The sequence below is a fragment of the Oculatella sp. FACHB-28 genome, assembly GCF_014696015.1.
Taxonomy (GTDB): Bacteria; Cyanobacteriota; Cyanobacteriia; order Elainellales; family Elainellaceae; genus JAAUTN01.
Genome location: NZ_JACJPJ010000035.1, coordinates 234416 through 246427, shown reverse-complemented (window position 1 = coordinate 246427; position 12012 = coordinate 234416). Strand labels below are relative to the sequence as shown.

10 protein-coding genes and 1 riboswitch are annotated in these 12012 nt (G+C 50.0%); of the genes, 5 read left to right on the top strand and 5 right to left on the bottom strand.

The window, feature by feature from the left end:
• Nucleotides 1–66: 66 nt before the first annotated feature.
• The gene (murF, locus tag H6F88_RS03575; protein WP_190641356.1) at nt 67–1449 is read right to left on the bottom strand and encodes a UDP-N-acetylmuramoyl-tripeptide--D-alanyl-D-alanine ligase; all 1383 of its coding nucleotides are present in this window, start codon (nt 1447–1449) and stop codon (nt 67–69) included.
• A 238-nt stretch (nt 1450–1687) separates the two neighbouring features.
• On the opposite strand from murF, the gene gmk reads away from it, so the two are divergent.
• A complete protein-coding gene (gmk, locus tag H6F88_RS03570; protein ID WP_190641355.1) occupies nt 1688–2251 on the top strand; it encodes a guanylate kinase in 564 nt (187 codons plus the stop codon).
• Between the two features lie 64 nt (nt 2252–2315).
• On the opposite strand, the gene H6F88_RS03565 is transcribed toward gmk, so the two are convergent.
• Nucleotides 2316–2834, bottom strand: coding sequence for an NYN domain-containing protein (locus tag H6F88_RS03565; protein ID WP_190641354.1), 519 nt, complete (start codon nt 2832–2834; stop codon nt 2316–2318).
• 656 nt (nt 2835–3490) lie between these two features.
• Nucleotides 3491–4369: a sulfurtransferase gene (locus H6F88_RS03560; protein WP_190641353.1), complete on the bottom strand. Its 879-nt coding sequence runs from the start codon at nt 4367–4369 to the stop codon at nt 3491–3493.
• A 68-nt stretch (nt 4370–4437) separates the two neighbouring features.
• Here H6F88_RS03560 and H6F88_RS03555 point away from each other — a divergent pair, with 68 nt between their 5' ends.
• The 3 genes from H6F88_RS03555 (at nt 4438) to H6F88_RS03545 (ending at nt 6555) form a co-directional block, all read left to right on the top strand.
• Nucleotides 4438–5301: an MnmC family methyltransferase gene (locus tag H6F88_RS03555; protein WP_190641352.1), complete on the top strand. Its 864-nt coding sequence runs from the start codon at nt 4438–4440 to the stop codon at nt 5299–5301.
• A 39-nt stretch (nt 5302–5340) separates the two neighbouring features.
• Nucleotides 5341–5895, top strand: a complete 555-nt coding sequence (locus H6F88_RS03550; protein ID WP_190641351.1) for a 2'-5' RNA ligase family protein — start codon at nt 5341–5343, stop codon at nt 5893–5895.
• 69 nt (nt 5896–5964) lie between these two features.
• Nucleotides 5965–6044, top strand: a riboswitch (Glutamine riboswitch).
• Nucleotides 6045–6075: 31 nt separating this feature from the next.
• On the top strand, nt 6076–6555 hold the full coding sequence (locus H6F88_RS03545) for a DUF4278 domain-containing protein (RefSeq protein ID WP_190641350.1): 480 nt from the start codon (nt 6076–6078) through the stop codon (nt 6553–6555).
• A gap of 60 nt (nt 6556–6615) precedes the next feature.
• Here H6F88_RS03545 and lnt read toward each other — a convergent pair whose 3' ends face one another.
• Both lnt and gyrA read right to left on the bottom strand, forming a co-directional pair.
• The gene (lnt, locus tag H6F88_RS03540) at nt 6616–8151 is read right to left on the bottom strand and encodes an apolipoprotein N-acyltransferase (RefSeq protein ID WP_190641439.1); all 1536 of its coding nucleotides are present in this window, start codon (nt 8149–8151) and stop codon (nt 6616–6618) included.
• Nucleotides 8152–8291: 140 nt separating this feature from the next.
• A complete protein-coding gene (gene gyrA, locus H6F88_RS03535; protein ID WP_190641349.1) occupies nt 8292–10883 on the bottom strand; it encodes a DNA gyrase subunit A in 2592 nt (863 codons plus the stop codon).
• A gap of 356 nt (nt 10884–11239) precedes the next feature.
• Here gyrA and H6F88_RS03530 point away from each other — a divergent pair, with 356 nt between their 5' ends.
• Entirely contained in the window at nt 11240–12004 is a 765-nt protein-coding gene (locus H6F88_RS03530; RefSeq protein WP_190641348.1) for a YdcF family protein, read from the top strand.
• Nucleotides 12005–12012: the final 8 nt, after the last annotated feature.

The window sequence follows — 12012 nt, the reverse complement described above, 5'->3', positions numbered from 1 at the left end:
TCCAACCGAACTATTTTGGAGGTAGAACTTCTCCTATTGCAGAATAGCCCTGGGTAAAAGCACAAGTTAGATTTGCTGAGTCAGAGTGACTGATTTGAGTTGATCCACAACTTGATCCAACCCTACAGCACGGGATGCTTTAAATAGCAGGCGATCGCCCGGTTTCACAAAGCTCTTGAGTCTCTCCAAAAGTGCCGCATGACTGAGAAATTTTTCCACTGGCACTGTTTTTGCACCTGCTGCCATTGCTTCAGACTCTGCCTCTTCCGCCAAAATCAGCAGATGATCCAGACGAAGCTGATGGACAACGGTACCAACTTGATGGTGCAGCTCTAGAGAGCGATCGCCCAGTTCTTTCATCGTGCCTAAAACTGCGATATGACGCTGTCCTGGTGTTTGAGCCAGCAGGTGTAATGCTGCTGTCATTGATTCCACGCCTGCGTTGTATGTTTCATCCAGGATGACGATGTCATTAGGCAAGTTATACCGCTGTGCCCGTCCTTTTGGTAATTCCAGGGTCAACCCTTGGGTCAGTGGCGTCCAGTTGACCTGAAGCACCTGAGCAACAGCCAGTGCCGCTAAATAATTCAGCGCATTATGGCGACCAGGCAGAGGCAGCGGGAATGCCATTTCACCAACTTGGAGGGTTTGCGAGTCGAGTAGTTGCCCCTGTACGTCTCCTCCCTCCAGCCCAAAGGTGACTGTTTTTCCTTGCCATACCTGTGCTGCTGTTTCGAGCAAACGGATATTGTCGTGGTTGAGAATGGCGATCCCCGTCGAGGGCATTTCTGCCAGCAGTTCACATTTTGCATTGGCGATCGCTTGCTCAGAACCAAGCCGCTCAATGTGTGCAGTGCCAACGTTAGTAATTACAGCAATATCAGGTCGGGCAATCTGGGTGAGTAAAGCAATTTCGCCGCTGCCTCTCATTCCCATCTCGATGACGGCATAATCATGGTCTTGCCCAAGCTGAAGCAGCGTTTTAGGTACCCCAATCTCATTGTTGTAGTTTGCCTGAGTTTTCAGTACGCATCCTTGAGTCGCTAAGACAGCCGCAATTAATTCTTTGGTCGTAGTTTTGCCTACAGAGCCAGTTACCGCAATCACTGGGATCGTGAACTGCTCGCGCCACCAGCGGGCGATCGCCTGATAAGCTGCCAGCGTATCCTCAGCGACTAGCAGCGGTATTTCTGTATCTGTACCTAATCCCGATGTCACCGACTGCCGGTCGACAACTGCGGCGATCGCGCCTTGCTGAAGGGCTGCCTCAACGAATGTGTGTCCGTCAAACTGTTCGCCCCGTAGCGCCAAAAACAGTTCTCCTGCTCCGACATGGCGGCTGTCGGTTGTAATTCCCATCGCAATTTTTGCTAGTTCAGGCTCTGCTAGATTGAGCGGCTCTGCATCCAAAACTTCAACCAGTTGAGCAAGACTTGCACCAAAAGACATGCACTAGATCCTAAAACGGCTAGCTGTGATCATACCGCTCCCCCAGCCACACTAAGACCTGGGTTTGAAGCTGTTTTATTTGGGAAGAAGCGTAGTCCTTCCCAGATAAAAGCAGGCTTCTAGGAGAAGCCCTAAAAATAAATTTGGGCAAAGATCGCGTTGTAGAGTTGTCAGACTATCCAAAGTTACATGAACATGGATAAATACTAAAACGGCGATCGAGTGGATAGGTTAAAACATGAGAGCAGGTAAACTGGTTGTTTTCACTGGACCAAGTGGCGTAGGCAAAGGCACGCTGCTGCGATCGCTTTTGCGTCGTCATCCCGACCTTTACTTTTCCATCTCCGTCACGACTCGTGCTCCGCGTCCCGGTGAGGTAGATGGACAACACTATTACTTTGTCAGCCGCCCTCAGTTTGACCAGATGGTTGCAGAGGGTGAATTGCTGGAGTGGGCTGAGTTTGCAGGTAATTGTTACGGCACTCCTCGTCGTCCAGTTGAGCAACAGATTCAGCAAGGGCGCTGGGTCGTGCTAGAAATCGAGCTAGAAGGGGCCAGGCAAATTCGCCAAACCTTTCCTGATGCACTGCGAATTTTTATCTTGCCGCCTTCATTGCAGGAATTAGAAAATCGCCTGCGCGATCGCGCCCAAGATTCAGAGCAGGCAATTTTGCGGCGGCTGAAACGAGCAGAAGCAGAACTGGAAGCAGTAGACGAATTTGACTTTCAGGTCGTTAACGACAACCTCGAAAAAGCGTTGGATCGGCTGGAAGCTGCTCTATTTTCTGCAGCAGCAATTTAGTTTTGGTTGTGAGTCATAGGGCATTGCCATTAGCGCAGTGCTCCATGACTCATTGAAAAATTCTTCAGCTATCGACCTTTTCAATATGCTTGCGAATATCATTTAAATCAATATAGCGATCCGTAGCATTGCGGAGTTCTCTAGCAATCATTCCTTCTGTGGATACTACAGTGATATGTGTATTCTTGGAACGCAGTAACTCGATCGCTCGCTCAAAATCGCCATCGCCGCTAAACAAAATGACGCGATCATATTGATCGACGGTATTAAACATGTCTACAACAATTTCAATATCTAAATTTGCTTTTTGCGAATAGCGGCCGGAATTATCGTCGTAATACTCTTTGAGAATTTTGTAACGGACAGTATATCCCAGGCTAATTAAAGCATCCCGAAAACCCCGTTGATCCTGCGGATCTTTTAGCCCGGTATACCAGAAGGCATTAACTAGCATTACATCAGGATCGTTCGTAAAATGCGATAACACCCTCCTGGGATCAAAAAACCAACCATTTTTTTGTTGAGCGTAGAACATATTGTTCCCGTCCACAAAGATCGAAAGACGGTTCATAGAAATAGACATAGAAACTTAGACCTAAAATTTTATAGCGGAGAGTTCGGCTAGAATGTTCAGTCCTAGCAGTTCGCTTTTAGAAACCTGCTAAATCTAATACTTTTGGCTCTATGAGTTAAATAACCAGGCTATGACCAAAGTATTCTAGCCCATCGATACTCAAGGTTATTGAGCCTTTTGATGCATCTGACTAAAAGCTGATTTTGCCCTGCGCTCGCAGCCTATTTGAGCTAACTGTAGCCATTGATGCTAACTGTAGCTATCGATCAATCTATTGAGTCTTGATTTAAAAATAAGTCTGCCTAAATTCGGACAGCAGAGCCGATTTATGTCATGTACAAAAATTGCTCCTGCCGTTTGCGATCGCCCATACGAACACAAGTTTGCTGATATTTTCCATATCCATCTGTAGTATCTGTAAGAGATAGGTTAGTAGATTGGTCTAGAAATTCTGCTACTAGAAAAGTAGCTATAGCGCACCTTTATTATAGGTATTTTATCCTGCTTCCTTCAAAGTCAGGAATTTTTTGGGATTGGAGTCAACTGATGATGAAACTAGATTATTTTTAGATGTGAAAATTTAGCTTTCAGTTCCCAAAAGGGGGCAATCAAAGACTTTTCTGAGCAAAATGCAAACGCTCTTACAGATCATCGGGAGAATTTCCTTAAAGATAAGAGCACCAATCGCTCCAGCTACCCGGATAAAGCTTTGCGTCTCTAATACCCGCCATCTCCAAGGAAAACAAATTGACACAAGCGGTGACCCCCGACCCGCAGTAGACAATGATCTCTTCTACGTGCGCTAGCTCTGCCCAGTGCTGCTGTTGCTCAGCCAGAGAACGAACTTGCCCCTCACTCGTTGTCACCATTTGCCAGGGATAGTTGACGGCTCCTGGAATATGTCCTGCGATTGGGTCAATCGGTTCGCGTTCTCCTCGATAGCGATCGCCCTCCCGAGAGTCAACCAAAACAACTCCGGGACGATCTTTGCGCGATTTTACAGCTTCAATGTCGAGGATGCGATCGCCCTGTACATGGGGCACAAAACTTCCCACTTTAGGTTCTGGGATGGCATTGCTAACCGGATAATTTGCCTGCCAATTGCTAAAGCCACCCTCTAAAATTACGACATGCTCATGTCCTAAGTAGCGTAATAGCCACCAAAAACGGGCAGCAAAGGCAAAGCGGGAATTATCGTAAGCAACCACCAGGGTTGGTTCGCCTAAGTTTTCCAAATCAGGATTTTCCAAACTGCTATTGCTTGAATGGACTCCAATCGCTCTCAGCTTTTCTGTCAGAGTGCCCACATCGGGTAGGGGATGCCGCCCACCATGCTGACCAACGGGACCAGACAGATCCCGATTCAGGTCAAAATAGTATGCACCCGGAATGTGGCTTTCCTGGTACTGGCGTTGTCCTAACTCTGGATCAGCTAGCGAGAATCGGCAGTCAGCGATCGCCACCTGAGGATCATCCAAATGCTCATATAGCCATTCCGCAGAAACAACCCCACTCACTAACTGATCTCGGTGATCAATATCCATATTTCATAACCGTTTAATCCAAGCTGATATTCTAAACCGCATGGCTGCGGTTACAACAGCGATGCAAGATGGTAAATTTCCAGCCTCAACTAACGGCAGACGGTTCGTTCACCTTCTTTTCAGCCGAATTTGACGAAGCCTTTCACAGTCGTCAGGGGGCAAGACTAGAAGCTGAGCAAAAGTTTATTCAACCGACCCAATTAGCGCTAAAGGCACAGCAGCCAACGGTCAGCATTCTCGATGTTTGTTATGGATTAGGCTACAACACAGCGGCTGCGTTAGAAACCATTTGGGCAGTCAATCCGGCTTGCCAGGTAGAGTGGGTCGGACTGGAACTCAACCCAGAGGTTCCCAAAGCAGCGATCGCCCACAACTTGCTAGCGGGTTGGGCTGATCCGATTCCGCAACTGTTGAATGCGATCGCCGCTGATCTGAAGTGGAAAAGCGATCGTCTGCACGCTCAACTGCTGCTGGGTGATGCACGCCAAACGATTCAACGAATTCGTCAGGCTGGTTTCCGCGCTGATGCAATTTTCCTTGATCCCTTCTCTCCACCCCACTGTCCCCAGCTTTGGACAGTAGAATTTTTGGCGCATGTCGCGGGCTGTCTCAAGCCTGATGGAAAATTAGCAACTTACTCCTGTGCAGCAGCCGTGCGAACTGCGTTAGTCGAGTCAGGTCTGCAAATTAGCTCAACTCCAGGAGTAGGAAGGCGATCGCCCGGTACCCTCGCCAGTTTTGCCCCCCTGCCAACCCTATCTGTTCAAGACCGGGAACATCTGCTAACGCGGGCTGCTATTCCCTATCGAGATCCAACCCTTACCGCCACCGCGTCAGAGATCCTGCAACAGCGGCAAATCGAACAACAAACCTGCTCATTAGAATCAACCTCTCAGTGGAAGAAAAGGTGGTGGGGAAAGGATGAGCAATGAAAGAAGGATATTAAAAATAATACACTTCGCCAATTCCCTATGAAATCTGATGCGTCTAATCCCCGGTTTTTTGTTGCGCTATTGCCACCGTTGGAGGTTCAGGAGTATGCCAGTCAGGTGATTCAGGAGTTGGGCGATCGCTACCAGACGCGCACTTCTAAATCTCTGCCCCATGTCACTTTACAACCGCCTTTTCAATGGCAACTCCAGCACATTGCTCGGCTAGAACAAGCTTTAAGCGAATTTGGTAACCAGCAGTCGCAGGTGCCAGTTGCTCTGTCTGGATTTGGAGCGTTTGCACCGCGAGTTCTCTATATCAACGTGCTAAAGACGGTCGAACTGCTGGCGCTACAAACAGCTTTGGCAACCCATTTAGAGGAAACGCTAGAAATTGTTGATCCCAAATCCAAGCGCGCCTTTTCGCCCCATCTCACCGTTGCCTCTCGAAATCTCACCCGACAAACGTTTAAGCAAGCTTGGACAGAGTTGCAAATGCGCCAGGTGGAGTTTGAGTTTGTGGGCGATCGCCTTACTCTTTTGATCCACGACGGTCAACGCTGGCAAATTCGGTCAGAATTTCCGTTTCATCTGTAATTTCCGAAATTTTTTGTCCACAGAGGTTGACATTCAGACTGAAAACCGTAACAATAGATACAGAAATAAATCGTTCATCTCTCTCGAAGCTTGTCGAAAACGCTGAGTTAGGGAGACGGAAGTAGGGACTTATCCCGAAGGAACGCGCCTCATCACCACAACTACTTGGAGGCGACTTATATGAAACTTACCTATCGCGGTGTCAGCTACGACTACAACCCACCTACAGTAGAGTTTAGCCACAGTGACACGGTTGGCAAGTATCGCGGTTTAGACGTTCGATTCCGCAATCCCAAAAAAGTTCCTGTTCTGCAAGCCACGCTGGATCTGTTTTATCGCGGCGTTGCATACCAAACTAATCCATCTACCCCTGTAGTCAACCACGCTGAAGAGCGGGCAGTTGCTTCCGTTGGGGCGGCTGTTGCTGCTGACTCCAAGCTAGTTCCTGCTACGGTTGCTTCGACTGACGATCGTGCTCGTTCTTTGATGATGGGTCATCACCGTTTGATCAAGCAACGTCAGCAAGTAATGCTGAGCCGTCTTGCTACTGAAGTTGGGCTGACTGCGGCTGATGCATCCCACTACTGGAATCACATCCAGGGCAAAGTACACCCTGGCTTCTCCGCCACTTACGATCGTAGCCATGCTGCACTCAGCTAAGTGCCGATAGATTCTCTCAAACAACAAGCTGATGAGGCACCCCTAACCGGGGTGCTTTTTTTAGTTGATTCGTATTCCTAACCCAACAGTTAGGGCTGAGATCAATAAGAGTGGGGTTAGCCAGTCTCCCCATTGCACATAGAGCGATCGCGTTTGGCGACGATAAATTGTGTCGGCATGAATTTCATAGATGTTGTTGTCCGAGAGCCAGCGAGTTTTACCATGCGGATCGACGATGCCGGAATAGCCCGTGTTAGTCACTCTTGCTGCCCAGCGATCGGTTTCGATCGCCCGCATTACATCCTGTGCATGATGCTGAAACATCATCGTCGAGCTGTAGGGATCGTTGTTGGACGCCGTTAAGATAAATTCTCCGCCGTTTGCCGCCTGCACTCGAAACAGCTTGGAAAATGCGGACTCATAACAAATACCTGCGATCGCCCTACCGACAGGTGTGTCAAACTGCTGCTCTAGCTCCCCTGGAATCATGCTGGCTTCTACAGGCGAAAGGCGATTAATCAGGCTACCCAAAAATTGCCCGAAGGGAATGTACTCACCCAATGGCACAAGTTTGACTTTGTTGTAACGCCCGACCATTTCGCCGTTACCTGCGATCGCAAATAAGCTTTGAGTAATCTGCTCGTCCTGCCTGCCAAAACTGCCCAAAATCAACGGCACTCCCCGGTTTAGCAACGACTGGTAAACGGGATTGCTTTGATAAATTGACGGCATCCAGTAAATCGGCAGAGCGCCCTCCGGGGTGAAGACAATATCGACGTTCTGGTCGGCGAGGATGTCATATCCCGTCATGTAAGCGTTGAAAGCTCGGCGCACTCCTTCTTCGTAGAGCTTGATGCGCGTAGGAACGTTGCCCTGAATCAGCCCAACTCTCACCGCAGTTTCCGGGGGTTGGGTTAAGGGACGGCTATACAGGCCGAATCCAAGCAGGTGCAGACCGAGAAGGAGGGTAGCAGCGATCGCCAGATAGAGCTTTGCAGAAGTATCAGAGGATGAAGTATGAGCGTGGGAGGGTAGCGGCTCAGGAGGGTGAGAACGGGCTAGCCATGCTTCAGCAAGCAAACCATTAACCGCAACAATGGCAGCCGTTGCTGCCGATGGTCCTGTAAGTTGTCCCAGATGCAGAATCAGCAGATTGTGTGGGCTTTGAGTGTAAGAAAGGGATGTCCACCACAGTGCTCCTGAACTCCAGATGCCTTCTAAAACACACCAAACAGCGACACCCATTAAAACGCGGACAAGTGGCAAGAACCTAGCGTTGGCTGCCCGCGGGTTGCTCCGCTCAAGCAACTTAAAGCTTCCTGCCCATATCAAAACCAGTAATGCCCCCCAAGCTGTAATGAAAAGCCAGCAGAATAGGGCGATCGCCAAACTTGCCAGCCAGGGAACACCCATCCAGGTTAGTGGATGTAACCCCGTAATCCATGACAAAGCCAGCCCATGAAACCCAAGCCCCCAGACAAAGCCAAGAGCAAGTTTTGATTTAAGGCTGGAAGACTTGGCAACTAGAACCCATAAAGGAACCAGAGCAACCCAAGCTAAGAACCAAGCGTTGACTGGGGCAGGAGTCAGCCCCATCAGAACGCCACCGATCAATGCAAAGGCAATTGGGCCGTATCTGGGAAATTTGGGGATCAGGAATCGAAATGGCTTCAATCGTAGCTTCCCAACTCTAAACACAGGTCACTCCCTAGCTCCTAACCCCCAATCCTCAATCCCTATTCTCCTTCCTCTAACTCGGCTTCATTCAGAGGTGGCACCAATGCCACAGCGGCGATCGCATCCTCTTCATCCAAACGCTGCACCCTCACTCCAGTTGCCATACGCGACTGACGTGGGATTGCACTCACCGCCTGACGAATAATGATGCCGCGACTCGTCACCATCATCAGCTCATCATCTTCACCTACGACTTGCAGCGCAGCCAGGCGATCGTCTGCCTTGCGGAACTTGATTGCCCGCAAACCCATTCCAGCACGGTTTTGTAAGCGGAATTGCGAAACAGGAACCCGTTTGCCTAACCCACCCATCGTAATTACCAGTGCCCAAGGTCCTTGGTTGCGAGGTAGCTCTACATCCAGTTCTTCCGTTTCCAACTCTGCCTCAACCTCGATCGCTTCAGCAGATTCAGCAACGGTTTCAACCAAGCTGTCTACCACCTGACTGGGCAGGATGTCCATGCTGATCAGCTCATCGCCCTTACGCAGCGACATCGCCCTTACACCTCGCGTGGGTCTACCCAAGGGGCGCAACTGTTCATGGTCTGAGCGAAAGTGAATCGCCATCCCCTGACGTGATCCGATAATGATGCTGTCAGCAGCACCAGCACGACGCACCCAGCGCAACTGGTCGCCTTCCTCCAGTGAAATAGCAATCAAGCCATTGGCTCGAATGTTGCTAAATGCTGATAGCTGCGTCTTTTTGATGTAGCCATTCTGGGTCAGCATCACCAGATAATTGTCATCGCTGAACTCGGTGACCGGGACGATAGAAGTAATCTTTTCATTCCGTGGGATCGGCAGCATTTGAACCACGGGAACACCTCGTGCAGTCCGAGATGCGGTAGGAATTTGGTAAGCCTTGAGGCAGTAAGCAACACCGCGATCGCTAAAGAACAAAACGCTGTCGTGGTCGCAGCAGGTGAGGAAATGCTCAACCCCATCGTCTTCCTTCATCCGGGTGCCTGACTTACCGCGAGTCGCCCGACTTTGCGCCTCAAACGTATTCACAGGCATCCGCTTGATGTAGCCCTGCTCGGTGAGCAAAATGATCGCTTGCTCATTAGCAATTAAGTCAATGTCACCAATTTCACCATCTGCCCGTTCAATCACCGTGCGACGGGGGGAAGAGTGGGTTGCTTTTAGCTCATTAACTTCAGTTTCAACGATTTGCAGAATGCGTTCGCGTCGCGCCAAGATGTCTTGCAGGTCAGCAATGCGGGATTGCAGGTCGTCGTGTTCCTGCTGGATCTTTTCGGCTTCCAAAGCAGTCAATCGGCGCAACTGCATCTGCAAAATTGCGTCTGCCTGTGCTTCTGAGAGCCCGTAAGAGTCGATCAACTCCTGTTTTGCCATTGGAGCATCGGCTGCATGACGAATCAGGTTGATGATTGCATCCAGGTTTTCCAGCGCAATCAGCAAACCTTGCAGCAAGTGATCCCGTTCTTCTGCCTTACGGAGTTCGTACTGAGTGCGGCGGGTAATCGTCTCAATCCGAAAGTCCAGGAATACTTGAAGGAATTGCTTGAGACTGAGAAGCTGCGGTTCGCCGTTCACCAGCGCCAGCATGTTCACTCCAAAGTTTGCCTGGAGCGGAGTTTGCTTGTAGAGGTTGTTGAGAACGACGCGAGGATAAGCGTCACGCTTTAGCTCAATGACGATTCTCATGCCGTCGCGATCGCTCTCATCCCGAATATCAGAAATGCCTTCTAGCCTGCGCTCGTTCACCATTTCAGCAATTCTTTCGATCATTGCTGCTTTATTGGTTTGAAAAGGCAGTTCGGTGATGATAATTGCTTCGCGATCAGGACGACCTCGATGCTCAATCGTCTCGATCGAGGCTACGCCACGCATCGTGACAGAGCCGCGCCCAGTCGTGTAGGCTTCTCGAATGCCAGTCGTACCCAAAATTTGACCACCCGTTGGGAAATCAGGCCCAGGAATGTATTGCATCAGCCCCACATCAGTGATGTCAGGATCATGCACTAGCGCAATCACGCCGTCGATCAGTTCGCTCAGGTTGTGGGGTGGAATATTGGTCGCCATGCCCACTGCGATCCCAGAGGAGCCATTGAGCAAAAGCTGAGGAATCCGGGCAGGTAGCACAATTGGCTCCTGCTGAGAGCCATCAAAGTTGTCAATGAAATCAACCGTTTCAGACTCGATGTCTCGCAGCAGCGCGTTGGTGGTGAGCGTCTGCAAGCGACACTCGGTATATCGCATCGCCGCTGGCGGATCGTTGTCGATAGAGCCAAAGTTGCCGTGCCCGTTGATCAAGGGCGATCGCATCGAAAAGTTTTGCGCCATTCGCACTAGCGCATCATAAACCGCCGTATCGCCATGCGGGTGATATTTACCTAAAACTTCCCCAACCACACGGGCGCACTTCCGAAACGGTCGGTCGGGTGTTAAACCCAACTCATGCATGGCATAGAGAATTCGACGATGGACAGGCTTAAGACCATCCCTGGCATCTGGCAGCGCCCGTCCTACGATTACGCTCATGGCGTATTCCAAATAAGACCGGGACATCTCAATCCGCAGATCCGTGGGAATAATCCGCTCCTGAGTCGGCTCCTGGGAGAAGGTCATACGGTAAAAAACTCCAAAAACGTAAGCTTTCGGCAGCTAATAGCTGAAAAAGTGAAGATAAGGCTGCCTTTGTGCTGAATAAATGCCAATTTTTGTTGCTTAGCTATACAATTTTAGCACATTTTTGATATCCTTCTGGGTCCAACAGCAACACCGAAAAGCCTTGCAAATTGGGAAGTCTAGCGAACCTGGCTACATTGCTATCTGTCTTGCTAGACTCGACTCGGACAGGACTTAAAATTCTCTAGGCTCCAATAGCTTGATGGACTGCCTGTAGGGTTTGTTGCAGGTTCATGAATCCTGCTGCTAACTGCTTGCTGATCTAAAACTTTTTCCTGAAAGGAGCCGCTCTGCCCATGCTAGATTTAGCCGTTTGCTCTGCGCTTCCCGTCAGTTCGTGGATAGCCTTCACTAAATTAATCTCGCAGTGGTTGATGCATCCTGTGCGGATCACCCTGGGGTTGGTGATTCTGTTGGGATTCGCTCAACTTCTGTTGCGTCGCCGTCAACGGCGCATCTTGAATCTGACGATCGCCTCCCTCCTGCTAATCTACGGTCTGGCGATCGCCCCACCTAGCGTCAATCTGGCAGAGAAGGTGCTGGTAAGCTTACTGCCTCAAGACACTGGAGCTAACGCTGATGCGATTGTGATTTTGGGTAGGGGTTCAGTACTCAGTCCAAGTCGAGTTGAGCTGGCTGCCGAACTCTGGCAGGCTGACAGAGCGCCGTTGATTTTTACTAGCGGCATGGGTGATTCCCCCGCAATGCTGAAAATGCTGGAGGAACAAGGAATTCCAGATGCTGCCTTGGATGGAGAGGGCTGCTCTCAAACCACGCGAGAAAACGCCCTATTTACGGTAGAAGCACTCCGACCCAAGGGAATTACACGCATTTTGCTGATTACAGACTCCCCTCACATGCTGCGATCGCTTCTCACCTTTCAAAGCGTAGGATTTGAAGTGACCCCAATTCCTAGCCCTGTACCGAGAGAAGTTGGGCGACGCGGCAAAGCAACGCTAGTCTTACGAGAATATGCAGGGCTTGTCACCTACGGGTTGAGGGGACGGTTCTTTCCACCGGAAACGAGAGCCAGTCTAGAAAGACTCATTCCCATCATCTGAGCCAGGTT

Excerpts from the sequence above, each read along its gene's own strand:
- H6F88_RS03550 (WP_190641351.1), top strand. The coding sequence starts at position 5,341 with ATGAAATCTGATGCGTCTAATCCCCGGTTTTTTGTTGCGCTATTGCCA.
- H6F88_RS03530 (WP_190641348.1), top strand. The coding sequence starts at position 11,240 with ATGCTAGATTTAGCCGTTTGCTCTGCGCTTCCCGTCAGTTCGTGGATA.
- H6F88_RS03555 (WP_190641352.1), top strand. The coding sequence starts at position 4,438 with ATGGTAAATTTCCAGCCTCAACTAACGGCAGACGGTTCGTTCACCTTC.
- gmk (WP_190641355.1), top strand. The coding sequence starts at position 1,688 with ATGAGAGCAGGTAAACTGGTTGTTTTCACTGGACCAAGTGGCGTAGGC.
- H6F88_RS03565 (WP_190641354.1), bottom strand. The coding sequence starts at position 2,834 with ATGTCTATTTCTATGAACCGTCTTTCGATCTTTGTGGACGGGAACAAT.
- lnt (WP_190641439.1), bottom strand. The coding sequence starts at position 8,151 with ATGGGGCTGACTCCTGCCCCAGTCAACGCTTGGTTCTTAGCTTGGGTT.
- gyrA (WP_190641349.1), bottom strand. The coding sequence starts at position 10,883 with ATGACCTTCTCCCAGGAGCCGACTCAGGAGCGGATTATTCCCACGGAT.
- H6F88_RS03560 (WP_190641353.1), bottom strand. The coding sequence starts at position 4,369 with ATGGATATTGATCACCGAGATCAGTTAGTGAGTGGGGTTGTTTCTGCG.
- H6F88_RS03545 (WP_190641350.1), top strand. The coding sequence starts at position 6,076 with ATGAAACTTACCTATCGCGGTGTCAGCTACGACTACAACCCACCTACA.
- murF (WP_190641356.1), bottom strand. The coding sequence starts at position 1,449 with ATGTCTTTTGGTGCAAGTCTTGCTCAACTGGTTGAAGTTTTGGATGCA.